22 protein-coding genes are annotated in these 23,486 nt (G+C 71.1%); 7 read left to right on the forward strand and 15 right to left on the reverse strand.

Features of this window, described 5'->3' with window-relative positions; genetic code table 11:
* Positions 1–144: 144 nt before the first annotated feature.
* The 6 genes from HNP44_RS09665 (at position 145) to zwf (ending at position 7,007) form a co-directional block, all read left to right on the forward strand.
* Positions 145–1,350 carry a multidrug effflux MFS transporter gene (locus HNP44_RS09665; protein ID WP_259139908.1) on the forward strand — a complete coding sequence of 402 codons (1,206 nt, stop codon included), beginning with the start codon at positions 145–147 and terminating at the stop codon, positions 1,348–1,350.
* Between the two features lie 10 nt (positions 1,351–1,360).
* Entirely contained in the window at positions 1,361–2,428 is a 1,068-nt protein-coding gene (locus tag HNP44_RS09670; protein WP_259139906.1) for a M48 family metallopeptidase, read from the forward strand.
* On the forward strand, positions 2,425–3,477 hold the full coding sequence (locus tag HNP44_RS09675) for an SRPBCC family protein (protein WP_259139905.1): 1,053 nt from the start codon (positions 2,425–2,427) through the stop codon (positions 3,475–3,477). The genes HNP44_RS09670 and HNP44_RS09675 overlap by 4 nt, the downstream gene beginning before the upstream one ends.
* 1 nt (position 3,478) lies before the next feature.
* A complete protein-coding gene (locus HNP44_RS09680) occupies positions 3,479–4,774 on the forward strand; it encodes a methyltransferase family protein (RefSeq protein WP_259139903.1) in 1,296 nt (431 codons plus the stop codon).
* A gap of 103 nt (positions 4,775–4,877) precedes the next feature.
* Entirely contained in the window at positions 4,878–5,396 is a 519-nt protein-coding gene (locus tag HNP44_RS09685; RefSeq protein ID WP_259139901.1) for a M23 family metallopeptidase, read from the forward strand.
* A 51-nt stretch (positions 5,397–5,447) separates the two neighbouring features.
* Complete coding sequence (gene zwf, locus HNP44_RS09690; protein WP_259139900.1) at positions 5,448–7,007, forward strand: glucose-6-phosphate dehydrogenase; 1,560 nt, start codon at positions 5,448–5,450, stop codon at positions 7,005–7,007.
* A 3-nt stretch (positions 7,008–7,010) separates the two neighbouring features.
* On the opposite strand, the gene HNP44_RS09695 is transcribed toward zwf, so the two are convergent.
* The 5 genes from HNP44_RS09695 to HNP44_RS09715 all read right to left on the reverse strand — a co-directional run bounded on the left by HNP44_RS09695 (position 7,011) and on the right by HNP44_RS09715 (position 11,857).
* The gene (locus HNP44_RS09695) at positions 7,011–7,907 is read right to left on the reverse strand and encodes a tyrosine recombinase XerC (protein WP_259139898.1); all 897 of its coding nucleotides are present in this window, start codon (positions 7,905–7,907) and stop codon (positions 7,011–7,013) included.
* 75 nt (positions 7,908–7,982) lie between these two features.
* Positions 7,983–9,269 carry an MFS transporter gene (locus tag HNP44_RS09700; RefSeq protein WP_259139897.1) on the reverse strand — a complete coding sequence of 429 codons (1,287 nt, stop codon included), beginning with the start codon at positions 9,267–9,269 and terminating at the stop codon, positions 7,983–7,985.
* Positions 9,262–9,948, reverse strand: a complete 687-nt coding sequence (locus tag HNP44_RS09705) for a methionine ABC transporter permease (protein WP_259139893.1) — start codon at positions 9,946–9,948, stop codon at positions 9,262–9,264. Before HNP44_RS09705 ends, HNP44_RS09700 begins: the two co-directional genes overlap by 8 nt.
* The gene (locus HNP44_RS09710) at positions 9,945–10,991 is read right to left on the reverse strand and encodes a methionine ABC transporter ATP-binding protein (RefSeq protein ID WP_259139892.1); all 1,047 of its coding nucleotides are present in this window, start codon (positions 10,989–10,991) and stop codon (positions 9,945–9,947) included. Before HNP44_RS09710 ends, HNP44_RS09705 begins: the two co-directional genes overlap by 4 nt.
* A complete protein-coding gene (locus HNP44_RS09715; protein ID WP_259140269.1) occupies positions 10,988–11,857 on the reverse strand; it encodes a MetQ/NlpA family ABC transporter substrate-binding protein in 870 nt (289 codons plus the stop codon). Before HNP44_RS09715 ends, HNP44_RS09710 begins: the two co-directional genes overlap by 4 nt.
* A gap of 283 nt (positions 11,858–12,140) precedes the next feature.
* Between HNP44_RS09715 and HNP44_RS09720 the strand changes: the two genes are divergently transcribed.
* A complete protein-coding gene (locus HNP44_RS09720; RefSeq protein WP_259139890.1) occupies positions 12,141–12,692 on the forward strand; it encodes a YdeI/OmpD-associated family protein in 552 nt (183 codons plus the stop codon).
* Between the two features lie 79 nt (positions 12,693–12,771).
* Here the strand turns inward: HNP44_RS09720 and HNP44_RS20800 are convergent, their stop codons facing one another.
* The 10 genes from HNP44_RS20800 to HNP44_RS09770 form a co-directional block, all read right to left on the reverse strand.
* On the reverse strand, positions 12,772–14,070 hold the full coding sequence (locus HNP44_RS20800) for a mechanosensitive ion channel family protein (RefSeq protein ID WP_310437669.1): 1,299 nt from the start codon (positions 14,068–14,070) through the stop codon (positions 12,772–12,774).
* A 275-nt stretch (positions 14,071–14,345) separates the two neighbouring features.
* Positions 14,346–15,494 carry a DNA-processing protein DprA gene (gene dprA, locus HNP44_RS09730; RefSeq protein WP_259139884.1) on the reverse strand — a complete coding sequence of 383 codons (1,149 nt, stop codon included), beginning with the start codon at positions 15,492–15,494 and terminating at the stop codon, positions 14,346–14,348.
* A 2-nt stretch (positions 15,495–15,496) separates the two neighbouring features.
* Positions 15,497–17,011, reverse strand: a complete 1,515-nt coding sequence (locus HNP44_RS09735; protein WP_259140266.1) for a YifB family Mg chelatase-like AAA ATPase — start codon at positions 17,009–17,011, stop codon at positions 15,497–15,499.
* Positions 17,011–17,379, reverse strand: coding sequence for a YraN family protein (locus tag HNP44_RS09740; protein WP_259139882.1), 369 nt, complete (start codon positions 17,377–17,379; stop codon positions 17,011–17,013). Before HNP44_RS09740 ends, HNP44_RS09735 begins: the two co-directional genes overlap by 1 nt.
* A 110-nt stretch (positions 17,380–17,489) precedes the next feature.
* Positions 17,490–17,798 carry a DUF2469 domain-containing protein gene (locus tag HNP44_RS09745; RefSeq protein ID WP_259139881.1) on the reverse strand — a complete coding sequence of 103 codons (309 nt, stop codon included), beginning with the start codon at positions 17,796–17,798 and terminating at the stop codon, positions 17,490–17,492.
* A gap of 43 nt (positions 17,799–17,841) precedes the next feature.
* On the reverse strand, positions 17,842–18,525 hold the full coding sequence (locus tag HNP44_RS09750) for a ribonuclease HII (RefSeq protein ID WP_259139880.1): 684 nt from the start codon (positions 18,523–18,525) through the stop codon (positions 17,842–17,844).
* Positions 18,526–18,531: 6 nt separating this feature from the next.
* Positions 18,532–19,446, reverse strand: coding sequence for a signal peptidase I (gene lepB, locus HNP44_RS09755; RefSeq protein ID WP_259139879.1), 915 nt, complete (start codon positions 19,444–19,446; stop codon positions 18,532–18,534).
* Positions 19,447–19,508: 62 nt separating this feature from the next.
* Entirely contained in the window at positions 19,509–19,850 is a 342-nt protein-coding gene (gene rplS, locus HNP44_RS09760) for a 50S ribosomal protein L19 (RefSeq protein ID WP_019203499.1), read from the reverse strand.
* Between the two features lie 61 nt (positions 19,851–19,911).
* Positions 19,912–20,889, reverse strand: a complete 978-nt coding sequence (locus HNP44_RS09765) for a hypothetical protein (protein ID WP_259139878.1) — start codon at positions 20,887–20,889, stop codon at positions 19,912–19,914.
* Positions 20,890–21,042: 153 nt separating this feature from the next.
* Entirely contained in the window at positions 21,043–23,484 is a 2,442-nt protein-coding gene (locus HNP44_RS09770) for a Tex family protein (RefSeq protein ID WP_259139877.1), read from the reverse strand.
* Positions 23,485–23,486: the final 2 nt, after the last annotated feature.

The following is a 23,486-nucleotide window of genomic DNA, read 5'->3' on the forward strand; positions in this document are numbered from 1 at the left end:
CTTTCACTCACACTGAGCGAAAGGCTCGCCACCGCCCGCGCGGGCCGTCCATGCCGCGCACGCCGTGTGCCGCCGCGGCCGGACGGCGCGCCGCTCTTCGCGCCCGATTTCGCCCCGTCCGCGCACCTGCGGTTGGATCGACAGGTGTCACAACCCCGCACCCCATCTCGAGGTAACCCAGGAGAACTCCGCCTGGCCCTGATCCTGGGCTCGCTGTCGGCATTCGGTCCCATCACGACCGACCTCTACCTCCCCGCCCTCCCCGCCGCCGCGGCGGACCTCGGCGCCTCGCAGCCGGCGATCCAGGCCACGCTCACCGCGTGCCTGATCGGCCTCGCCGTCGGACAGATCTTCGTGGGCCCGCTGTCGGACTCGATCGGGCGCCGCCGACCGATGGTCGTCGGGATGGCGCTGTTCATCCTCAGCTCGCTGCTGTGCGCGGTCGCCCCGTCGGTCTACCTGCTCGACGTCGCCCGACTGCTCCAGGGGGCCGCGGGGGCGGCCGGAATCGTGCTGAGCCTCGCCATCGTCCGCGACCTGTTCGACGGCGTCGCCGCCGCCCGGATGATCGCCGCGCTCATGGCCGTCGGCGGCGTGGCCCCGATCGTCGCGCCGCTGGCGGGCGCGCAGCTGCTGCGGTTCATGGACTGGCGCGGCCTGTTCGTGGTGCTCGCGGTGCTCGGCGTGGCCCTGCTCGCGATCGCCGCCGCCAAGGTGCCGGAGACGCTGCCGAAGGCCGACCGTCGGCCGGTGGGTTGGGCGTCGGTGGCGGGCGGCTTCGCGTCCCTCGGGCGGGACCGACGCTTCGTCGCGCTCACGCTGACGGGCGGTCTCGCCTTCGCGGCGATGTTCGCGTATATCTCCACCTCCGCCTTCGTCTTCCAGAGCCACTACGGCTACACCGAGTCGCAGTTCAGCGTCGTCTTCGCGGTGAACGCCGTGGGCTTGCTCACCACGAACCTGATCGGCGGACGGCTCGTCGGCCGCGTGCCGGCCGCGTCGCTCGTGCGAATCGGGCTCGCAGGCATGGTGATCGGCTCGATCGCGTCACTCGTCACGCTCTCGATCGGGAATCCGCCGCTGGTGATCGTCTCGCTGTTCGTCACCGTTTCGAGCCTCGGCCTCGTCATGCCGACGGTGGCGGCCCTGGCCCTCGACGACCACGGGAACCTCGCCGGCACGGCCTCAGCAGCACTCGGCGCAGCACGGATGGTGCTGGGCGGCGTGGCGGCGCTGTTCGCCGGGATCGGCGGGAATCCCGTGGTGCTCGGAACGGTCATGGTGCTCTGCGCGGTGGGAGCGGCGGCGTCCTTCGTGATCGCCAAGCGAGCGCCAACCGCCAGCCGGTAACGTGGCCCGCATGACCGATTCAGTCGCTCGAACCTACCGTTCGCTACCCGGAATCAGCACGCGCGCCTGGGAGCACCCGGCCGACCGCGCCGCGCTCGTCGCACTGCGCAGTCTCAAGGGTTTCGACACCGTTCTCAAGGCCATCTCGGCGCTGCTGCGCGAGCGTCAGCACCGCCTGCTGTTCCTCGCCTCCGGCGTGCGCGCAGACGACCGGCAGTTCCGCGACCTGCACGGCATGCTCGTCGACTGCGCCCGGGTGTTGGACACGGACGTCGTCCCCGAGCTGTACGTAGTGCAGAGCCCCACGGTGAATGCCCTGACCATCGGCATGGACAAGCCCTTCATCGTGATCAACACCGGGCTGCTCGAACTCCTCGACGAGGAGGAGAAGCGCTTCGTGATCGGCCACGAGCTCGGCCACGCACTGTCCGGCCACGCCGTGTACCGGACGATGCTCATGCACCTCATGCGGCTGGCCGGCACGTTCGGCCTGATCCCCATCGGCGGGTGGGCGCTGCGCGCTCTCGTCGCGGCGCTCATGGAGTGGCAGCGCAAGTCCGAGCTGTCGGGCGACCGGGCCGGCCTCCTGTGCGTGCAGGATCCGGACGTCGCGATGCGCGTGCACATGAAGACGGCGGGTGGTACTCGACTCGGCGAGATGGACACACAGCGCTTTCTCGCGCAGGCCGCCGAGTACGAGCGCACCGGCGACCTGCGCGACGGTGTGCTCAAGCTCCTCAACCTGGAGCTGCAGTCGCACCCGTTCTCCGTGCTGCGCGCCGCCGACCTGAACCGCTGGGTGGAGCGCGGCGACTACGGGCGCATCGTGGGCGGCGAGTACCCCCAGCGCGCCGACGATGACAAGGCCAGCACCGCGGACGAGTTCAGGACCGCCGCCCGGACCTACAAGGACGGCTTCGACGCCTCCGCCGACCCGCTGATCACCACGCTGCGCGACTTCGGCGCGACGGCGGTGAACACCGTCGGCCAGGGCGTGACCGACGTCGCGACCGGCGTCGGTCGCAAGATCGACGAGTGGCGCCGCAACTCGGCGCGGAAGTACGACGAGGGCGAGTGATTACTCCCCCGTCGCCGGGGCCGGAGGACGCACCCGAGCCTGCGAAGGCCTCTGCACCGGCGGACGACGCCGAGCCCTCCCTGGAAGCGGCGTCGTCCGCTGCTCCCGAGGCGGGCGCCCGGCCGGAGGCCGTGCCGCTGAGCCGCCGGCCCGCGGTCCTGACGATGCTGGCGCTCATCGTCGTGTGCGTGGTCGGCAGCCTCCTCATGCGGTCGATGAACGGCTGGCTGAACCAGACCTCGGTCTTCTACGTCGGGCTGCCCGCGCTGCTCGCGGCCCTGCTGGTGATCTCGCGGCCGTCGACCAGCGCCTACGGCATCGTGCTCAAGGGCACGACCCTCTTCCTGCTGATCGCGACGATCTTCGCGGGCGAGGGCGTCGTCTGCGTCCTCTTCGCGGCCCCGCTGATCTACGCCGTCGCGCTCCTGGTGGCCGCGCTCGTCCAGGCGGTGCGCACGGGCGGGCGCAGCGCACGGGCGGTCGCGGTCCCCGCACTGTTGCTCGCCGTCGCCTCGACGGAGGGCGCGGTGCCCGCGCTGACGCTGCCCTCGGAGAACACCGTCACCGCCGAACGCGTGGTGTCCGCGACGCCGGAGCAGGTCCGCGCCGCCATCGCCGCGCCGCTGCGCTTCGCCGAGCCCACGGGAGCGCTGGCGCTGGGCTTCCCTCGCCCGCTCGAGGACCACTCAGAGGGGCTCGCCCCCGGCGACGCCCGGCACATCGTCTTCAGCGGCGCGCCGCAGCGCGCCGCGATGCTGCACGGACACCACTGGGGCACGGCACCGTCGACCCTGACGCTGCGGGTGGCCGCGGCGGGCGACCGCTCCGTGGACTACGTCGCGGAGCACGACGCCACCCCTATCGCGACCTGGCTCACCTGGCGCGCATCGACGGTCCGCTGGGAGCCGGCCGACGGCGGCACGCGCGTCACCTGGTCGCTCACGTTCGACCGACGCCTCGCGCCGGCGGCGTACTGGACCCCGCTCGAGCGTGCTGTCGCCCAGCGCGCGGCGCACTACCTCATCGGCTCGCTGGCCCTACCCTCCTGACGTGCCCACGGACCTCCCCCTCGACGTGCTGCGCCCGGCGGTCGCCCTGGTGCCGTGGCTCCTCGCGGCCGCGGCGGCGGTCACGGCGGACCGGCCGCGCCGCGCCGGAGCCGCGCTGGGGACGCTGTGGAACGCGGTGGCGCTGCTCGCCCTCAACGCCGCGGCCGTGCGGCTCGGACTGTGGTCGTTCGGCACCGACGAGCAGCCGGTCACGGGTTCGGTGTGGGCGGGCGTGCCGGTGGACGTCGTCCTCGGCTGGGCGATGCTGTGGGGCGCTGTCCCCGTCCTGCTCGGCGCGGTGGTGCGGCCCGCGCTCACCGCCGCGATGCTCGTGGCCGCCGACCTTCTGGCGATGGCCTCGCTCGCCCCGCTGGTGGTGCTGGGCCCCGGGTGGTTGTGGGGCGAGGCGGCGGCGATCGCAGCGGCCCTGGTCCCGGGGCTCCTGCTGGGCGAGCTGACGGCCCGGGGACGCGCCATCCTCGTGCGGTCGTGGCTGCAGACGGTGCTGTTCACAGCGATCCTCGCCTGGGTCCTGCCGACGGTCGCGCTGGGTTTCGCGGCCCGCGGGTGGGGCGCGGCACTCGCCGCGTGGCCGCGGCCGGTGCTGTCGCTGTGGATCCAGGCCGGATTGCTGCTCGCGATCGTCGCGCAGCGCGCGGTCGCCGAGTTCGCCGAGCACGGCGGCACGCCGTTCCCGTGGGATCCGCCGCCGCGCCTGGTCCGGACGGGTCCGTACGCCTACCTGTCGAATCCGATGCAAGCGTGCGCCGCGGCGATCCTGCTCATCGAGGCGGCGGCGCTCCTCGAATGGCGGCTCGTCGCCGCTGCGGCCCTCGCGGCGGTCTTCGCCGCGGTCCTCGCCGCGCGGCACGAGGACGACCAGCTGACCGCCCGGTTCGGCCCCTCCTGGGTCGCGTACCGGCGGGCCGTGCGGGCATGGATTCCCCGCCTCCGACCGATCGAGGGGAATGCCCCGGCGGAACTGTGGGTGTCGGCGACGTGCTCGGTCTGCGCGCCGGTCGGCGCGTGGTTCGCGCGCCGCGCACCTCGGCAGCTGACGGTCCGCGCGGCGGAGGAGCATCCCGCGGGCCTGCGTCGCGTCCGCTACACCCGCCCGGACGGCCCGGCCACGGCGTCCGGCCTCGCCGCGATCGGCCGCGGGCTCGAACACCTCGGCCTGGGCTGGGCGGTCGTCGGCTGGACCCTGCGCGCCCCGATCCTCGCGCCGGTGCTCCAGGTGGCGGCCGACGCCGTCGGCGGCGGGCCTCGCCGCCTGCCCCGCGACGGCCGCACGTGATCCTCGGATTCGGCATGTCAAGCCCCTGTGGAGACGCCGAATTCCTCCACAGGCACCCCGTTCCGGGCCGGTTCCCGACGGTGCCGTGCGGCATCGTCGGGACATGCGCATCGTCACTCGCTCGGCACTCGCCCTGATCCTCGCCGTCCTCGCAGGCGCCGCGCCCGCACGGGCGGCGGACGACTACGACTGGCCGCTCGACCCCAGGCCTGCCGTCGCGCTGCCCTTCGCGAACCCGGAGAAGCGGTGGCAGCCGGGGCACCGCGGCGCCGACCTCGCCGCCGCCCCCGGACAGACGGTGTACGCCGCGGGCGCCGGACGAGTGCATCACGTCGGGCGGGTAGACGACCGCGTCGTGGTGTCGGTGCTGCATCCGAACGGCCTGATCACCACCTACGAGCCGATCGAAGAACCCGCGGTCCGCGCGGGCGACGAGGTGGGGATCGGGACCCCTCTCGGGCGGGTGGCCGCCGGACACGAGGGCTGCCCCGCGACCGCCTGCCTGCACTGGGGGCTACGGCGCGGGGCCGGGCGCGCCGCCGAGTATTTCAACCCGCTGCTGCTCGTCGGGGCCGCGCCGGTGCGGTTGCTGCCGGACGCCGTGGCGGGCCCGAGCGGGTGAATCCGACGAGCCGCCGCGCGCGGACCGTCGGGGAATGCGACGATTCCCTCCGTGACGGACGCGAGCACGCCAGAATCGACCACGGACGACGCGAAGGCGGAACGGCTTCAGGAGGCACAGACGATCGCCTATCCCAGCGGATCCACGCGGCGCTCCCGCACGGTCCCGCAGGACGATCCCACACTGGTGGTGCTCTTCGGTGCCACCGGCGATCTCTCGCGGCGCAAACTGCTCTGCGGCCTCGGGTACCTCGCGGTCTCCGGCCTGGCCCCGGACATGCGAGTCATCGGCACCAGCCTCGACGACATGACCGACGACCAGTTCCGCGCCTTCGCGAAGAAGGCGATCGACGAGCTCGGCGCCCGCAAGCTGACCGCGGAGCAGTGGGAACAGTTCGCGCCCAAGCTGTCCTACGTCAACACCTCCGCCGGCCCCGCAGCGCTCGCCGAGGCCGTCGCGACGAAGGAGCAGGAGCTCGCCGACGCCGACACGCAGGGTGATCGCGAGCGGGTGCGGCGCCTCTACTACCTGAGCGTGCCGCCCAAGGCAGCGACCAAGGTGATAGCGACGCTGAACGAGGCGGGTCTCGTGGAGCGCTCGCGGGTGATCATGGAGAAGCCCTTCGGCGAGGATCTCGAGTCGGCGCTGGCCCTCAACGACGAGGTGCACAAGACCTTCAAGGAGAAGCAGATCTTCCGGATCGACCACTTCCTCGGTAAGGAGGCGGCGCAGAACATTCTGGCGTTCCGGTTCGCCAACGGGCTGTTCGAGCCGATCTGGAACCGCAACTTCATCGACCATGTGCAGATCGACATCCCCGAGTCGCTGGGGCTCGACGCCCGCGCCGCGTTCTACGAGCCCACTGGCGCGTACAAGGACATGGTGGTCACGCACCTGTTCCAGGTGATGGCCTTCGTCGCCATGGAACCGCCGACCGCGCTGGAACCGCGCGCGATCTCGGAGGAGAAGAACAAGGTCTTCCGATCGCTCGAGCCGATCCGTCCCGACGACGTGATCCGCGGCCAGTACGCGGGATACCGGCAGGAGGACGGCGTCGATCCGGAGTCCGACACCGAGACCTTCATCGCGCTCAAGGCGCGGATCGACAACTGGCGCTGGGCCGGCGTGCCCTTCTACCTGCGGACGGGCAAGAAACTGGCGCAGGGCATGCGGATCATCTCCATCGCCTTCAAAGAGGCGCCCAAGTCGATGTTCCCGGCCGGCTCGGGCATCGGCCAGCAGGGCCCGGACCACCTGACCTTCGACCTGGCGGACGAGTCCAAGGTCTCGCTGTCGTTCTACGGCAAGCGCCCCGGCCCGGGTATGCGGCTGTCGAAGCTGTCGATGCAGTTCTCCACCGAGGACACCGAGCAGGCCGACGATGTGCTCGAGGCGTACGAGCGGCTGATCCTCGACGCGATCAACGGAGACCACACGCTGTTCACCACGGCCGAGGGCATCGAATCGCTGTGGGAACGCTCGATCCCGCTGCTCGACGACCCGCCGCCGGTGCGCTCGTACGAGCCGGGCTCGTGGGGCCCCAACTCGATCCACCAGCTGATCGCCCCGAACGCCTGGCGCCTGCCCTTCGAGCGCAACTGGCGCGACTGAGCATTAGGCGCGCGGGTGCGCCTGCTCATGCGCGGCGCGGAGTCGCGCGACACTCACGTGCGTGTACAGCTGCGTCGTCGCCAGCGAGCTGTGGCCGAGGAGCTCCTGCACGACGCGTAGGTCCGCGCCACCGTCGAGCAAGTGGGTGGCGGCGGTGTGCCGGAGGCCGTGCGGCGCCACCTCGCGCCCGCCCGGCACCGACCCGGTGACCTGGTGCACGACGGTCCGTGCCTGCCGCGGGTCGAGCCGCCCGCCGCGGGCACCGAGGAACAATGCGTTGTCGGAGCGCTCGCCGGCGAGCGCGGGCCGCGCCTCGTCGAGCCAGCGCTGCAGGGCCGCGGCGGCGGGTGCGCCGAAAGGCACCGTCCGCTCCTTGTCACCCTTGCCGATCACGCTGAGCACGCGCCGGCCGTGGTCGACGGACCCCAGGTCGAGGCCGCACAGCTCGCTCACGCGGATACCGCTGGCGTAGAGGAGTTCGGCGATCGCGAGGTCGCGGACCGCGATGGGGTCGCCCTCCGCCGCGCCGGAGGCCGCGTTGCGCAGTGCCTGCCCGGCATCGTCGGAGGAGAGCACCGTGGGCAGGGTGCGATGCGCGCGCGGGGCTTTGAGCCGGACCCCGGGATCGGCGTCGAGGTGGCCCCGTCGGGCCGCCCAGGCGGTGTACGTGCGGGCCGACGAGGCCTGCCGCGCGAGGGTGGTCCGGGCGGCGCCGGACGCGGCCCGCTCCCCCAGCCACGCCCGCAGCGTCGCCAGGTCGAGGCGATCCGCCGCCACCCCGCGCTCCGCGGCGAAGGCGAGCAGGGCGGTGAGATCGGCGAGGTACGCGCGCACCGTGTGCTCGCTGCGGCCGCGCTCGAGCCGCAGGTACGTCTCGTACTCCGCCAGCGCCTCGCTCATGCCCCCACCCTAACCCCCGAATTGAACACCGTTACGGACCGCAAAGCCGCAGGTCGCGATGAACAGGAACGGTGTTCAATCGGGCAGGGGCGCGTGCGCGGTCTCGCGGCAGCGGTAGACCACGGGCAGCGCGACGAGGTGCAGCACCACCAGGTAGACCGGGAAGGCGAGGTCGAGGCCGCGCTCGTGCAGCGCGGTGCCGATGGCGGGGATCGTGCCCCCGAAGATCGCGGTCGCCAGGGCGAAGGCGGTGCCGGTGGCGAGCACGCGAATCCGGGCCGGGAACATCTCCGCGAGGGCGGTGCCGAGACTCGCCATCATGAGCGCGGTGATCACCATGCCGGCGCATTGCACGGCAAGCACGGTGACGAATGCGCCTGAGAGGGCGAGGAACAGCGGGATCGTCGCCACCGCCCCGACGACGAGGAAGGCGTACATCAGGGGCTTGCGGCCGATGCGGTCCGAGAGCAGGCCGAGCGGTATCTGCACGAGCCCGTACACGACGAAGGCGATCGCCGAGACGGTCACGGCGCTCTCCTTGTGCAGCCCTGCAGTGAGGATCGCCCACGTGGGCACGAAAGTGCTCCACGCGTAGAAGACCGCAGCGGTCGTCGACGCGAGGACGAAGGCGCGGCCGAAGTCGGCGCGGTGGCCGGTGAGGATCTCGCGATACGGGTTCGACCCGATGGCTGCCCCGGGCTCGGCGAGGGTCTCCGCGGCGCTGCGCCGGATCCACCAGGCGACCACCGCGAGGACTGCGCCGAGGAGGAACGGGACGCGCCATGCCCAGTCGGCCATCGCGTCCGCGCCGACGGTCCCGACCAGCAGCGTGATGGCGAGCAGGCACAGCACCTTGCCGAGGCTGGAGCCCACGTTGACGATGCTCCCGTACGCGCCGCGTCGGTTCCTGGGGGCGGACTCGACGAGGAAGGCGGTCGCGGTGGAGAGCTCGCCGCCGGTCGACAAGCCCTGAATCAGGCGCGCCACCACCAGAATGACCGGGGCGAGCACGCCCACCTGCGCATAGGTCGGCGCAATGCCGATGAGCAGGCTACCCAGCCCCATCATCGCCACGCCGACGGCCAGTGTGGGCCTGCGCCCGTACCGGTCGGCCATCCGCCCCATGAGGACGCCGCCGATGGGCCGCGCGAGGAAGCCCACCGCGAACACCGTGAAGGTCGCCAGCAGCGGCACGACCGACTCCGCGTCGCCCGGGAAGAACTGGCGGGAGAAGTAGATGGCGAGGAAGGAGTAGGCGCTCCAGTCGAAGTACTCGACGAGGTGCCCCACCGTCCCGGTGAGGATCTGCGTGCGCCGATTCGGTCCCGCCGCGGGCGACGTGACCGTGCCCGTCTCAGTCACGGTGCTGCAGCCGGCGGCTGAGCCAGTTGCCGAAGAACTGGGCGATCTGCACCACGACGATGAGCACCACGATCACGACGAGCGTGAGCTGCCAGTTGTTCTGCTGGTAGCCGTACTGGCGGGCGAAGTCGCCCAGGCCGCCGCCGCCGACGTAGCCGGCCATGGCCGACATGTCGACCACCGCGACGAACATGAACGTGTAGCCGAGGGTCAGCGGCGCCAGGCCCTCCGGGATGACGACGGTGGCGAGGGTGCGGACCTTGCTCGCCCCCATCGACCGCGCGGCCTCGACCACGCCGGGATCGACGGTCACGAGGTTCTGCTCGACGACGCGGCCGATCACGAAGGTCGCCATCACCGTCATCGCGAAGGCCGCGGCCTCCACGCCGATCCGGGTGCCGATCACTTCCTTGGTGATCGGTGCGATCGCCGTGATGAAGATGATGAACGGGATGGGGCGGATGATGTTGACCAGCACGTTGAGCACCGAGAACACCGCGCGATTGGCGAGCAGGTTGCCGGGCCGGGTGGCGTAGAGCAGCGTGCCGTAGACGAGTCCGAGCAGGCCGCCGACGATCATCGTGATGCCGACCAGGCGGACGGTCTCGCCGATGGCGTCGATGAAGACGTCCTGCGTCCCGGGCGGGAAGACGTCGTCGAGGAAGGTCGGGTAGGTCATCGCACGATCTCCTGACCGGTCCGCGGGTCCTTGACGTGCGCGAGGGATCCGAGCTGGGCGACCGCCGCCGCGACCGCGGCCTCGTCGCCCGTCACCGAGTAGGTCAGCGAGCCGAAGGGCCGACCGCCGACCTCCGCGACGCCGCCGTAGAGCACGCGCGCGCCGGTGCCGTGCGCGGCGAAGACCTCCGCCGCGTCGAGGGCGTCGGGCTCGTCCCGCACGTCGACGGTGACGACGGTGCCGGGCCGGGCCGCGTGCAGGCGTTGCAGGGTCTCGGGCGTCACGTCGTCGCCGACGGCCGCGTGGACCAGCGACGTGGTTGCGGGCGACGTGGGCGCGGCGAAGACGTCGTACACCGGGCCGTAGTCCACGAGCTTGCCGTGGTCGAGCACCGCGACGGTGTCGCAGATGCGGCGGATCACGTCCATCTCGTGGGTGATCACGACGATGGTGGTGCCGAACTCGCGGTTGACCCGCAGCAGCAGGTCGAGGACCTCGCTGGTGGTGCCGGGGTCGAGCGCGCTGGTCGCCTCGTCCGCGAGCAGGATCTTCGGGTTCCGGGCCAGCGCGCGGGCGATCCCGACGCGCTGACTCTGCCCGCCGGACAGCTTGTTCGGGTACTGCGTCGCCTTGTCGCCGATGCCGACGAAATCGAGCAGCTCCGCGACGCGCGTGCGGCGCTCGTCCTTCGAGAGGTCCCCCAGAGTGAGCGGGTACTCGACGTTCCCCGCCACCGTGCGCGAGTTCATCAGGTTGAACCGCTGGAAGATCATGCCCACCTGGGCGCGCAGCTTCTGCAGGTCGCGCTCGCCGAGCGTGCCCACCACGGTGTCGAGTACCCGCACCTCGCCGGAGGTGGTGGACTCGAGGCCGTTGATGGTGCGGATCAATGTCGACTTGCCGGCGCCGGACTGGCCGATCACGCCGGTGATCGATCCCTCGGGGATCGCGAAGCTGACCCCGTCGAGCGCCTTCGTCGTGCCGAAATCCCGGGTGGTGTCGCGGAACTCGATCGCCACCCGGGTATCGGTCCCGTTACTCACTTGCCGTGTGCCTTGACCTGCTCCTGCAGCTTGACCGTGATCTGCTGCAACTCCGTCGCGGGCTTCTGGATGAGGATGAACGTGTCGCCCTTGTCCTTGCGCAGCGCCTCGACGACCTTCTGGTCCTGGTACAGCTTCGCCAGCTGGAGATACTTCGGGTTGTCCTTGTCGGCCTCGCGGACGACGAAGGCGTTGATGTACGGCTCCGACGCCGGGTTGGCCGGGTCGTCCTTGGCGATGATCAGGTCTTTGCCGAGCTTGGCGTTCTCGGCCGGATCGTTGTTGACGACGGCACCGTCGACGCTGTCGAGGCTCAGCGCGGTCTGGTTGGCGTCCACCGTCTTGACGGTGACCTTCGACGCGGCGGTGTCGATGTCGGCCGGCGTCACGAACGGGTTCTGCTCGACCTTGAACTTCACCAAGCCGGCCGAGTACAGCACGAGCAGCGCGCGGGACAGGTTCGTCGGGTCGTCGGGAACGACGATGGTGCCGCCCTGCGGGATGTCGGCCACCGACTTGTGCTTCTTCGAATACAGCGGCAGCGGGTAGATCGCGGTCGCGCCGATCGGGACCAGCTTCGTGTTGTTCTTGGCGTTGTAGTCGGCGAGGTACAGCAGGTGCTGGTACTCGTTGATGTTCAGATCGCCGTCATTGAGCGCGGCGTTGGGCTGCTTGTAGTCGCTGAAGTTCTTCAGCTCCACGTCGATGCCCTGGTCCTTGGCGAGGCCCTTGTAAACGTTCCAGAACGCCTGGGCGCCGTCGGTCACGCCGATCTTGATCGCGTCACCGTCCGAGCTCGAGCCGCACGCGGCGACACCCGAGGTGAGGGCGATGGGCACGACCAGGGCGAGCGCGAAACGCTTCATCTTCACGGCTTTGTTCTCCAACTCGACGGCACCGGGGATCTCCCAGCTGCGTGAACGATACCTACTGGTTAGTACATCGGTGGGACAAGTGCGGGCTTCGGCCCGGCGCCCGGTTCCGTGACCAGGTTCGACGGTCCGCCGCCGGTTTCGCTCATGAGTGCACCGAATGATCGCTCGCCCCGGGCGGAAGCATCGGACCGGATCGATCACGAATCGAGAAGCCCGCGCGGACCGCCGCTCGTAGTCTCGGTGGAAACCCGAGGACCACCGCGAGGAGAGCACCATGACCACCCGCAGCGACACCGCCGTCCGCTTCACCGCCACCGCCGAGCTCCTCGGCGAACGGACACTCGTCCGGCTGCCCGCCGAGGCCAGCGCCGCGCTACCGTCGCGCGGGCAGGTCGCCGTGACCGGCACGCTCGACGGCGCGGACTTCCGCACCGTCGTCGAGCCGGACGGCCGCAAGGGGCACTGGATCGCTCTCGACCACGCCCCGGTCGAGGCCGGCGACGAGGTCGCCCTGGTCCTCGCACCGACGAAGGAGTGGCCGGAGCCGACGGTGCCCGACGACCTGCGGGTCGCCCTCGACGGGGCGCCGGACACCGCCGACGTGTGGACCGACATCACGCCGATGGCCCGGTGGGAGTGGGTGCGGTGGATCGGCGCCACGAAGAACCCGGCGACCCGGGCCAAGCGCGTGGACGTGACGATCTCCAAGATGTGCTCGGGCAAGCGCCGGCCGTGCTGTTTCGACCTCGCCTCGTGCACCGATCCGGAGCTGATGAAGAACGGCGAGCTGATCGCGCCCGAAGAGACGGCGCTCCGCCCGGCGTAGCCCCCCGAACGCAGCACCGGCCGGTCCGCGACATGCGCGGCCGGCCGGTGAGCGATCGATCGGTCCAGTTCTGCGGCGGCTACTGCCCGCCCGGGCGACCCGGATCCTGCGGGTCCGAGCCGGGCCACCGCTCGGGGTCGGGCCCCGGCTGCGAGCCCTGCGGCTCGGCGCCCGGATGGCCGGCGTGCTGTCCGGTGTACGGGGTCTCGCCCGGCTGCCACGCTGGAGGCTCGGGGGTCTGCCGGTTCCAGTCGTCGGGCCCGCTCTGCCACCCCTGGGGGTCCGCGCCCCGCTGCCAGGCCGGCGACTGGCTCGGGGCGCTGTGCTGCGGCGCCCGGCCGCCGTACTGGTGCTGGCCGGGTTGATGTTGTCCCGCGGGCTGCGCGGGCAAGCCGATGGTGGGCGGCTGTCCCCCGTGCGCGAGTTGCTCCCCGGTGCCCGGCGCGGCATGCGGCACGGCCTGGGTCGGCTGCGCGGACAGCGGCGCCTGCGGGGCCTGGGGCGGCAGCGGGGCCTGGTAGCTCTGGGGTCGGTACCCCTGGGCTTCGAAATCGTGAGCTCGATACCCCTCGGCCTGATGGGCCTGACCCTGCGTGGCCGCCTGCGCCAGGGGCGACTCCCCCGGCGACTGCTGCCCCGCCTGGTTCCGGGCCCGACTGACGCGCGCGGCCTCCTGCGCGGCCGCCTCTCGCTCGGCGCGGCGGGCCGGGATCTCGGCCTCGACCTTGGTCAGCCACCCATCCCAGCGCTGCTGCATGGGCTTCACGAGTCCGCCGCCGACGCCGACGACGAGGACGCCGCCGATCGTGGCGAGCACGGCGACGAGGACCGGCGTGGTGACGGTGGTGGCGACGCCGATCTGGTTGAGGGCCGCGATGATCCCGGCGCCCCAGATGAGGAGCGAGGCGATCGTGGCGACCAGCGGACCGTACGAGGCGCTGCCGAGCGCCCCGCCGACGATGTCCTTCACCGCCTTCGCGATGGCTGCGACGATCACGATGATGAGGATCGCGACGAACAGCTTGGGCAGCCACGCGACGAACCGGGACAACAGGTCTCCGACCGGATTGGGCCCGAAGACCCCGATCGCGAGCTGCAGCGTGATGAGCAGGACCGCGTAGTAGACGACCTTGGCCAGCAGGGTCGAGGCGTCGTAGTCGCTCTTGGCGAGGACCCCTTGCAGGCCGCTGCGCTCGGCGAGCCGGTCGAAGCCGACCTTGGCGAGGATCTTCGCGATGACCTTGGACAGGACCTTAGCGACGATCCAGCCGATGACCAGGATGACCAGGAAGGCGGCCAGTTTGGGAACGAAGGTCGCGACGGAGCTCCAGGCGTCCGAGAGCCCCGCCCCGTAGTCGATGGCGAGTTGGGAGGTCATGGCTTCACCTCTCGATCAGCGATACCCAGTCGCACAGCACGCGCTGCAGGTATCCGCGGGAAGGACTTGGGGACCACGCCGGTTACTGGACACCGCCACCCTGGCGCCAACCCTAAGCACAACATCGGGCCGATCTCGCGTCAACACCCCCAACTCCCGCGACAAGCGATCGCATTCACGACATTTCACCCCGTCGAATCGGATCGCCTGATGCGGCTCCACCTTCAGCGGACTCGATCTCAGTGGATCTACACCACGCCACGATCCGGCACCGATCATCCATCAAGGCGCCACAGCGCGCCCTCACGCCGTACCAGGCCCTGTAGCTCGAGGAGGGCGAGCTGCCCCATCACCGCGCGGGCGGGGAGCCCGGCGATCACGGCGATCTCGGACACCGGCAGCGCAGATTTCGCCGGAAGCGCTCCGTGCACCCGCAGCGCCGGCCCGTCGAGGCCGTCGGTCGGACGAGCTGGCACGTCGAGTTCCAGTGCGAGCTCGCCGATCCGGCCCACCTCCTCGATCACCTCCGCGGACCGGGCGACCAGCACGGCCCCTTCGCGGATCAGCTGATGGCAGGTCACGGAGGTCGCCGCTGTCACGGGGCCGGGCACCGCACACACCGGCACCCCGCGGCGCCGCGCCCACGTCGCGGTGTTCTTGGTGCCCGACCGGAATCCGGCCTCCACCACCACGACACCTCCCGTCGCCGTGCCCACGATCCGATTCCGGTTGAGGAACCGGTGCCGCGCGGGGACGCCGCCCGGCGGGTACTCGGAGACGAGGAGACCCGACTCCGCGATGCGCCGGAACAACCCAGCGTGGCCGGCGGGGTAAGGCCGGTCCAGACCGCCCGCGACGAAGGCCACCGTCGGGCCCTCCGCGGCGAGCGCTGCGCGGTGCGCCGCCCCATCGATCCCGTACGCGCCGCCGGAGACGATCGTGAAGCCCTCGGCCGCGAGGTCGCCGGCGAAGTCGTCCGTCACCCGTTCCCCGTAGCTCGACGGTGCGCGGGTCCCCACCATCGCCACAGACCGCTCCAGCAGCTCGTCGAGACGTCCGCGGCCGACCACCCACAGTGCTACCGGCCGCAGCTCGCGGACCTCGTCCTCGTGCTCGGTGTCCTCCGACGGCAGGCGCTCTGCGAGCCGCCGCAGGGTCTGTGCGGGCCACTCGTCGTCGTCCGGCGTCACGAGCCTTCCACCGAGGTGCGCGATGTGGGCGAGGTCGGCCTCTGCCCGATCCTCCTGCGCCCGGCCGGCGGTCCCGTCTGCCACGTCCTCGAAGCCGTCGGCGAACTCCCGGCGGCGCACCATGTCCGCCGCGGCCACCGGTCCGACTTCCTCGACGAGCGCGACCAGCGGCCCGCACGGCGGCTCCGCGACCCGGCTCAGATACGCCCACGCGCGCGTCAGGTCGTCGGTCATCGTCACTCCTTGTCCCGGAACTGCAGGGCCTGAATCACTTCGTCCTCCCCCGGTTTGTCGAGACCGAGCAGGTCCGCGAGGGTCCACGAGAGTCGCAGGCAGCGGTCCGCTCCGCGCGCCGTGACCTTCCCGCCCCGTAGGTACAGCTCGAGCGGCCGAAGAGCCTTGGCCGAGAGCCGGAACCGGCGGCGCAGCACCACCCCGGGGACCTCCGAGTTCGTCAGCCAGCCCTCGGCGCCCCAGCGGTCGGCCGCTGCCTCCCGCGCCCGGCGTACCCGGCCGCGCACCGTCGCACTGGATTCCTCCGCGACGCCGTCCTCGTGCAGGGCGCCGGTGCCGGGCGGCTCCATGCGCACCCACAGGTCCACCCGGTCGAGCAGCGGTCCGGAGAGTCTGCCGAGGTAGCGGCGGCGGACCGTCGCCGTGCAGGTGCAGTCCTGGTTCCGGGCGGGCGCGCACGGACACGGGTTCGCGGCCATGACGAGGAGGAACCGCGACGGGTACTTCACCACGCCGTCGCGGCGGGCGAGCCGGATCTGGCCCTCCTCCAACGGGGTCCGCAGCGCCTCGAGCGAGCGCGGCCCCATCTCGGCGCATTCGTCGAGGAAGAGCACACCCCGGTGTGCGAGGGAGACCGCTCCGGGCCGGGCCAGCCCGGTGCCACCGCCGACGAGCGCGCTCACCGACGAGGTCTGGTGCGGAGCGACGAAGGGCGGCACCGTGATGAGCGGCCGGTCCGGCCTCAGGTTCCCGGCGATCGAGTGGATCGCGCTCACCTCGAGGGCTTCGCGCCGCCCCAGCGCGGGCATGATTCCCGGCATCCGGGAGGCCAGCATCGTCTTCCCGATGCCCGGCGGCCCCGTCATCATGATGTGATGGGCGCCGGCGGCGGCCACTTCCAGCGCGTACTTGGCCTCGGGCTGCCCCACCACGTCGGCCAGGTCCGCCACGGTGGGATCGGACGCCTCGGCGACGAGCGGGCCCGGTTCGGCGAGATTCCCCTCCCCCGCGAGCCATGCCACGACCTCCGAGAGGTGCGCGGCGCCCAGCACCTCGATGTCGTGGACGAGACCGGCCTCGTCGAGGTTGGCGAGCGGGACCACCGCACGGGTGAAGCCAGACTCCTTCGCGGCGAGCACCGCCGGGAGCACCCCGCGCACCGCCCGGACGCGGCCGTCGAGGGCGAGTTCCCCCAGCAGGACGGCACCGTCGATCCGACCGACGGGCACCCGTTCGGCCGCGACGAGGATCGCGATCGCCAGCGGCAGGTCGTAGATCGAGCCCACTTTCGGCAGGGTGGCCGGCGACAGCGCGACGGTGACCCGCGTGTCCGGGAACCTGATCCCGATATTGACGATGGCGGCGCGAATCCGGTCGCGGGACTCCTTGAGCACCGTGTCCGGCAGGCCCACGAGGTGCACCGCCGGCAGGCCCGGGCCGATGCAGCCCTCGATCTCGACCACGGCACCGTCGACCCCGGTGATGGCGACCGAATGCACCTTGCTCAGCGCTGACATCACGCCACCCCGGCACGGTACTCGAGCGTGACCGGCCCGCCCGGCGGCGTGTAGACCGACGCGACGTCGATACGGACCTGCGCGAAGGCACCGTCGGTCTCGGCCAACCAACGGGAGGTGAGCGCCCGCAGCTGGGCGACCTTGCGCGGCGTCACCGCCTCGAAGCCGGTGCCGAAGGCCGTACCGGACCGCGTCTTCACCTCGACGATCGCGAGCATCCCGTCCGGCGCGCGGGCGATCACGTCCAGCTCGCCGCGCAGGCCCCCGCCCGAGTACCGCCAGTTCCGCGCCAGCACCGTCCATCCACGGTTCGCCAGGAAGCCGCAGACCACGTCCTCGCCGGCACGCCCCGTCTCGTTGTTCCCCATGGCCCGATCGTGCCGCCGGTGCACCACAGGCACCGTCCGCGAAGACGGTGCCTGTGGAGAAAAAAGGTTATGTACGGAAAGCTGTGGATGAACCCGCTACTGCGGAGCGGTCACTGCTCGGGAAGCCGCAGCTCCGGCTTGTCGAGCTCCTCGATGTTGACGTCCTTGAACGTCACCACGCGGGCCTGCTTGAGGAAGCGGGCCGGCCGGTACATGTCCCACACCCAGGCGTCGGTCATCCGTACCTCGAAGTAGACCTCGCCGTCCGCGTTGCGCGGGATCAGATCGACCCCGTTGGCGAGGTAGAAGCGGCGCTCCGTCTCCACCACGTAGGTGAACTGGCTCAGCACGTCCTTGTACTCGCGGTACATGGAGAGCTCCATCGCGGTCTCGTACTTCTCGAGATCCTCTGCGCTCACGTCGTCCTCCTCACCTGATGTCATCAGTCGTAACCGCTCCAGATTACCGCGCCGCCGCGGTGTTCCTCGACGACGCGTCCAGCGCGGCCCGCACGTTCTGGTACCGCATGCGGTGCTGGGTGCTCGGCCCCAACTCCCCCAGCGCCGTCATGTGCACCGCCGTCGAGTAACCCTTGTGTACCGCGAAGCCGTACCCGGGGAAGTCATCGTCCAGCTCCGTCATCACGCGGTCGCGCGTCACCTTCGCCAGCACGCTGGCCGCGGCGATGCACGAGGCGGAGGCGTCGCCGCCGATCACCGGCAGCGACGGGATGCCGAGGCCGGGCACGGTGAAGCCGTCGATGAGCACGTACCCCGGCCGCACCTGCAGGCCCGCGATCGCGCGCCGCATCCCCATGATGTTCGCGACGTGGACGCCGATCCGGTCGATCTCGGGGGCCGGGATCGATACGACCGACCAGCTCACCGCGAGGTCGAGGATCTTCGGATACAGCTGCTCCCGGGTGATCTCGGTCAGCTTCTTCGAGTCGTCGAGACGCGCCAACGACGGCGGTATGCGCGCCGGCAGGATGCAGGCGGCCACCGTCATCGGGCCCGCGCAGGCGCCGCGCCCGGCCTCGTCGATGCCCGCGACCGGACCGAGCCCCGCCCGGCCGAGCACCGTCTCGAGCGTGCTCAAGCCCGACGATGCCCGCACCACCGGCCGCGGGGGCCATCGGTCGCGCATACGCCTCTAGCCCTGCTGCGGATTGATCGAATCCACCGTCTGCCAGCGGCTGAACGGGAAGATGATCGCCACGACCTTGCCGCGGATATCGGCCTTCGGCACCGTGCCCTGCAGGGGGTCGTTGTCGATGTGGAAGCGCGAGTCCGCGGAGAACATCCGGTTGTCGCCCATCACGAAGACGTTGCCGTCCGGCACGGTGACGGGCCCGAAGGGCCTCTGCCAGCAGGCGTCCTGATCCTTCGCGAAGGTCTTCGCCGTCTCCGCCAGATACGGCTCGACGAGCTTCTTGCCGTTCACGGTGACACCCGTCTCGGGGCGGCACTGGATGGTCTGCCCGCCGACCGCGACCACGCGCTTAACGAGGTCGTTCTCATTCGGCGGCTGCAGGCCCACGTAGGACAGCGCCTCCTGGACGCCGCGGATCACCGTGTTGTTCGAGCGCACCGGTGTGACCGGGTCCAGGCCCCAGGACTCGGTGGGCGCGCGGAAGACGATCACGTCGCCCGGCTTCGGATCGCCGGTGAAGTAGCTGATCTTCTGCGTGACGATCCGGTCGCCGGTGCAGCCCTGGCACCCGATCAGTGTCGGCTCCATCGACTCGGACGGCACGTACCACTGGCGGCCGACGAAGGTCTGCAGGCAGAAGCTGAGCACCAGCGCGACCAGCACGATCGCCGCGACCTCCAGCGGCCAGTTGGTCTTCTTGTCCTTCGTCGCCTTCGCGCCCTTCGGGGCCCCGCCGTCAGCGGCGTCCGCTCCCCCGCGCCCCTCGCCCGAAGGTGCCGGGTCCGGTGCGGCGTGGCGGCCACCCTGACGGTCGGGCTCGGCGGGGGTGTCGCCCCCGGAAATGCCGGGACCCCCGGCCTGCGATGCGGAATCGCTGGGCTCGGGGGTCTCCGGGGAGTTCGTCTGCTCGGGCACGGGTACACACTACCGAGCAGGCGGATCGGTCTCGCCCATCCGGACTGCGACCGGCGCTGGTGTCAGCGCTTCTCCTTGATCTTGGCGGCCTTACCGCGCAGGTCGCGCAGGTAGTACAGCTTCGCGCGACGCACGTCACCACGGGTGAGCACGTCGATCTTGGCGATGTTCGGGGAATGCACGGGGAAGGTGCGCTCCACACCGACACCGAAGGACACCTTGCGCACCGTGAAGGTCTCGCGCACGCCGCCGCCCTGGCGGCGAATCACGACGCCCTTGAACACCTGGACGCGCTCCTTGCTGCCCTCGATGACCTTGACGTGCACGTCAAGGGTGTCGCCGGGGCGGAAGTCGGGCACATCGCTGCGCAGGGACTGCTGGTCAATGAAGTCGAGCGTGTTCATCGCTGGATCATCCGTTTCTTACATGTCTTCGTGAGCAGAGGACCCTGGCGGCCCGTCGCGACTACTGCCGCGGGGGTTCGACCGGTTCGTACTCCTGTCCTACCGGCCGCTCCGCAGCCGGATACGCCCGAGTAGCACGCAGCCCGGGCAACCTGTTGATTGTGCCAGATCGGCGCCGGTTTCTCGAAATCGTCAACCGCCGCGCCATCGACCGGGGCCGACGGGGCGGTGCCGGCGCGGGCACGACGGTGCGGTCCAGCTCCTTCTCCGCGTCCTCGCGCAGGTGCGGTAGCAGGTCCGGGCGGCCGGCCATGAGGTCCTGCACCGCGATCTTGGCGCGGATCAGCGGACGGCGGAGCCGGCGCTCGCGGCGCAGGGCGCGGAGCATGCGCCGCGAGTCCTGCTCGTACCGCCAGCGGGCCCACGGCGCGCCGGGCCGCGACAGCCGGATCGCTCCGATCAGCAACAGCGGGAAGAAGAACAATCCGAGGAGACCGGTCCAGATCTTACCCTTGAGCAGCACGATCGCCGCGGTGCCGAGGCTGATCACGCCGAAGCTGATCTGTGCGGCTCGCTCCGGCGAGTCACGGAACCCGGCGAAGTCCACCAGGTCCAGGGGGCGCAGTCCGAGGAGTAGCAGGCCGCTCATCGCGATCGCGACGAAGACCGCGTCGACCGACGCGCGGCCCTCCTCCTGCCAGTACACGTCGCGCAGGTAGAGGATCAGCGCGAACTCGTCGAGGATCAGCGCCGCCCCCAGCCCGAAGACGCCCGCGAGCACCGCAGCCGTCGTCTGGGTGGCCTTGTCGAAGTTCGCGATGAGCCCGATCGCCGAGCCCAGGCACAGCACCACGCCGAACACCATGTGGTGCAGGTGCAGGCCGCCCGGTTTGACGTTGCCGAACCACCAGCGCACGTCCGCCCGGATCAGCCGCACGCTGACCCGGATCCCCATGAAGCCCACGATCAGACCGACGCAGAAGGAGAACAGCGGCAGCCGTCCCCCTCCGACGATGTCGTTCGCGAACCAGGTGGACATCCCTCCAACCTAGCGCCGCACACCGTCGCCCCAGGTCGGAAAGCCGCCGATGCACGAACCCGCGCACGCCGCTCGTCCGCGGATGACTTCCCGCGCACCGGCCGCGCCGGCGCGCACGCGGCGGGTGCGCACAGTCGCGCGGCGTGCTCGGGACTACTTCCCGAAGCCGGCCTTGCGCAGCGCGTCCGCCATCGAGCCCGACGGTGCCGCTTGCGCGCCACCGCGCGACGGCCGGTTCGGTCCTCCTCCGCGCTGCCCCTGGCCGCGGTTCTGTCCGCCCTGACCTCCCTGCCCGCGCTGGCCACCGCTCGGCTGCCCGCCGCGCGCCTCGCCGCGAGGAGCACCGCCCCGTTGGGCGCCGCCGCGCTGCGCTCCCCCGCCGCGCGGTCCACGCTCCTTGGGGGCGGCGTCGTCGTTCAGGCGCAGCGAAAGACCGATGCGCTGGCGTTCGACGTCCACGTCGACCACCTTGACCTTGACGACCTGGCCCGACTTGACCACCTCGTGCGGGTCGGAGACGTACCGGTCGGACATGGCGGAGACGTGCACCAGCCCGTCCTGGTGCACGCCCACGTCGATGAAGGCGCCGAAGGCCGCGACGTTGGTGACCACGCCCTCCAGCACCATGCCCGGCTTGAGGTCGGAGACCTTCTCCACACCAGCGGCGAACGTCGCGGTGGCGAAAGCGGGACGCGGATCGCGACCCGGCTTCTCCAGCTCGGCGAGGATGTCGGTCACCGTCGGGACGCCGAAGCGCTCGTCGGCGAGCTCGGCGGCGATATCCGCAGGCCGCAGCTTCGCCAGCGCGGGGCCGTTGCCGATGAGCTCGGCGAGGGCCAGCCCGGAACGGTCGAGGATCTTCCGCACCACGGGGTAGGCCTCGGGGTGCACGCCCGAGGCGTCGAGGGGGTCGTCGCCGCCGCGGATGCGGAGGAAGCCGGCGCACTGCTCGAAGGCCTTGGGGCCGAGGCGAGGGACGTCCAGCAGGCCCCGACGGCTACGGAAGGCGCCGGCGCCGTCCCGGTGCGCGACGATCGCGGCGGCCAGGCCCTCGGTGACACCGGAGACGCGCGCGAGCAGCGGCGCCGAGGCGGTGTTGAGGTCGACGCCCACGGCGTTCACCGCGTCCTCCACGACCGCGTCGAGCGACTTGGCGAGGCTGGCCTGCGAGACGTCGTGCTGGTACTGGCCCACGCCGATCGACTTGGGGTCGATCTTCACCAGCTCGGCGAGCGGGTCCTGCAGGCGACGGGCGATGGAGACCGCGCCGCGGAGGGAGACGTCCATGTCCGGCAGCTCCTGCGAGGCGTACTCCGAGGCGGAATAGATCGACGCGCCCGCCTCGCTCACGACGGCCTTCGCCGGGACGCGAGCACCGGCCTTCTTGATCTCGCCGAGGAGCTCTGTGGTCAGGGCGTCGGTCTCGCGCGACGCGGTGCCGTTGCCGATGGCTACCAGCTCCACGTCGTGCCGGGCGATGAGCGCAGCGAGCAGTGCCTTGCTCTTGTCCCACTGGTTCTGCGGCTGATGCGGGTAGATGATCAGGGTGTCGAGCACCTTGCCGGTGCCGTCGACGACGGCGGTCTTGACGCCGTTGCGGAAGCCCGGGTCGAGGCCCAGCGTGGGCCGGGTGCCGGCGGGCGCCGCCAGCAGCAGGTCCTTGAGGTTGGTGGCGAAGACGTGCACGGCATCGTCCTCGGCGCGCTGGCGCAGCCGGGTCCGCGCGTCGACGGTGGCGGAAACCATCAGCTTGGTGCGCCAGGCCCACCGCGCGACGGTGCCGAGCCACTTGTCGGCCGGGCGTCCCTGGTTCGAGATACCGAGTGCGGAGGCGACCATCGCCTCATAGTCGGCGTCCTCACCGCCGTCGAACTGCAGCGAAAGCACCTCCTCCTTCTCGCCGCGGAGCACGGCGAGCACCCGGTGGCTGGGCATCGATTCGAGCGGCTCGGAGAACTCGAAGTAATCGCGGAACTTCTGTGACTTCTGCGGGTCGGCGCCCTCGCGCACGCCGGTGCGCAGCGTGGAATCGGCCCAGAACTTCTCGCGCACGGTGCCCACCAGCTCGGCGTCCTCGGCCGCGCGCTCGACGAGGATGTGCCGCGCGCCCTCGAGCGCGGCCGCGGCGTCGGCGACGTTCTCGCCGAGGAACTCCCCGGCCAGCTCCTCCGGAACCAGCGTGGGATCGGCCAGCAGGCGCTCGGCGAGCGGCTGCAGGCCGTTCTCCCGCGCGATCTGCGCCTTGGTGCGGCGCTTGACCTTGTACGGCAGGTAGATGTCCTCGACGCGGGCCTTGGTCTCCGCCGCGAGCAGCGCCGCGCGCAGTTCCGGCGTCAGCTTGCCCTGCTCCTCGATCGAGGCGAGCACCGCGGCGCGCCGGTCATCGAGCTCCCGCAGGTAGCCGAGCCGTTCCTCCAGTGTGCGCAGCTGCGCGTCGTCGAGGCTGCCGGTTACCTCCTTGCGGTACCGGGCGATGAACGGGACCGTCGACCCCTCGTCCAGCAGCTGGACCGCGGCGGCCACCTGGTTCTCCCCCACCGAGAGCTCCTCGGCGATGCGGGCGGATACGGATTTCACGGGCGCGCTCGAATTCACGC

Origin of the sequence: Tsukamurella ocularis, assembly GCF_024807615.1 — a bacterium.
Classification (GTDB): domain Bacteria; phylum Actinomycetota; class Actinomycetes; order Mycobacteriales; family Mycobacteriaceae; genus Tsukamurella; species Tsukamurella ocularis.

What these genes read in the sequence shown, in the direction of transcription:
- HNP44_RS09670 (WP_259139906.1), top strand. Translation starts at nt 1,361, where the DNA reads ATGACCGATTCAGTCGCTCGAACCTACCGTTCGCTACCCGGAATCAGC.
- HNP44_RS09685 (WP_259139901.1), top strand. Translation starts at nt 4,878, where the DNA reads ATGCGCATCGTCACTCGCTCGGCACTCGCCCTGATCCTCGCCGTCCTC.
- HNP44_RS09695 (WP_259139898.1), bottom strand. Translation starts at nt 7,907, where the DNA reads ATGAGCGAGGCGCTGGCGGAGTACGAGACGTACCTGCGGCTCGAGCGC.
- HNP44_RS09705 (WP_259139893.1), bottom strand. Translation starts at nt 9,948, where the DNA reads ATGACCTACCCGACCTTCCTCGACGACGTCTTCCCGCCCGGGACGCAG.
- HNP44_RS09715 (WP_259140269.1), bottom strand. Translation starts at nt 11,857, where the DNA reads ATGAAGCGTTTCGCGCTCGCCCTGGTCGTGCCCATCGCCCTCACCTCG.
- HNP44_RS09720 (WP_259139890.1), top strand. Translation starts at nt 12,141, where the DNA reads ATGACCACCCGCAGCGACACCGCCGTCCGCTTCACCGCCACCGCCGAG.
- HNP44_RS20800 (WP_310437669.1), bottom strand. Translation starts at nt 14,070, where the DNA reads ATGACCTCCCAACTCGCCATCGACTACGGGGCGGGGCTCTCGGACGCC.
- dprA (WP_259139884.1), bottom strand. Translation starts at nt 15,494, where the DNA reads ATGACCGACGACCTGACGCGCGCGTGGGCGTATCTGAGCCGGGTCGCG.
- HNP44_RS09735 (WP_259140266.1), bottom strand. Translation starts at nt 17,011, where the DNA reads ATGTCAGCGCTGAGCAAGGTGCATTCGGTCGCCATCACCGGGGTCGAC.
- HNP44_RS09740 (WP_259139882.1), bottom strand. Translation starts at nt 17,379, where the DNA reads ATGGGGAACAACGAGACGGGGCGTGCCGGCGAGGACGTGGTCTGCGGC.
- HNP44_RS09750 (WP_259139880.1), bottom strand. Translation starts at nt 18,525, where the DNA reads ATGCGCGACCGATGGCCCCCGCGGCCGGTGGTGCGGGCATCGTCGGGC.
- rplS (WP_019203499.1), bottom strand. Translation starts at nt 19,850, where the DNA reads ATGAACACGCTCGACTTCATTGACCAGCAGTCCCTGCGCAGCGATGTG.
- HNP44_RS09765 (WP_259139878.1), bottom strand. Translation starts at nt 20,889, where the DNA reads ATGTCCACCTGGTTCGCGAACGACATCGTCGGAGGGGGACGGCTGCCG.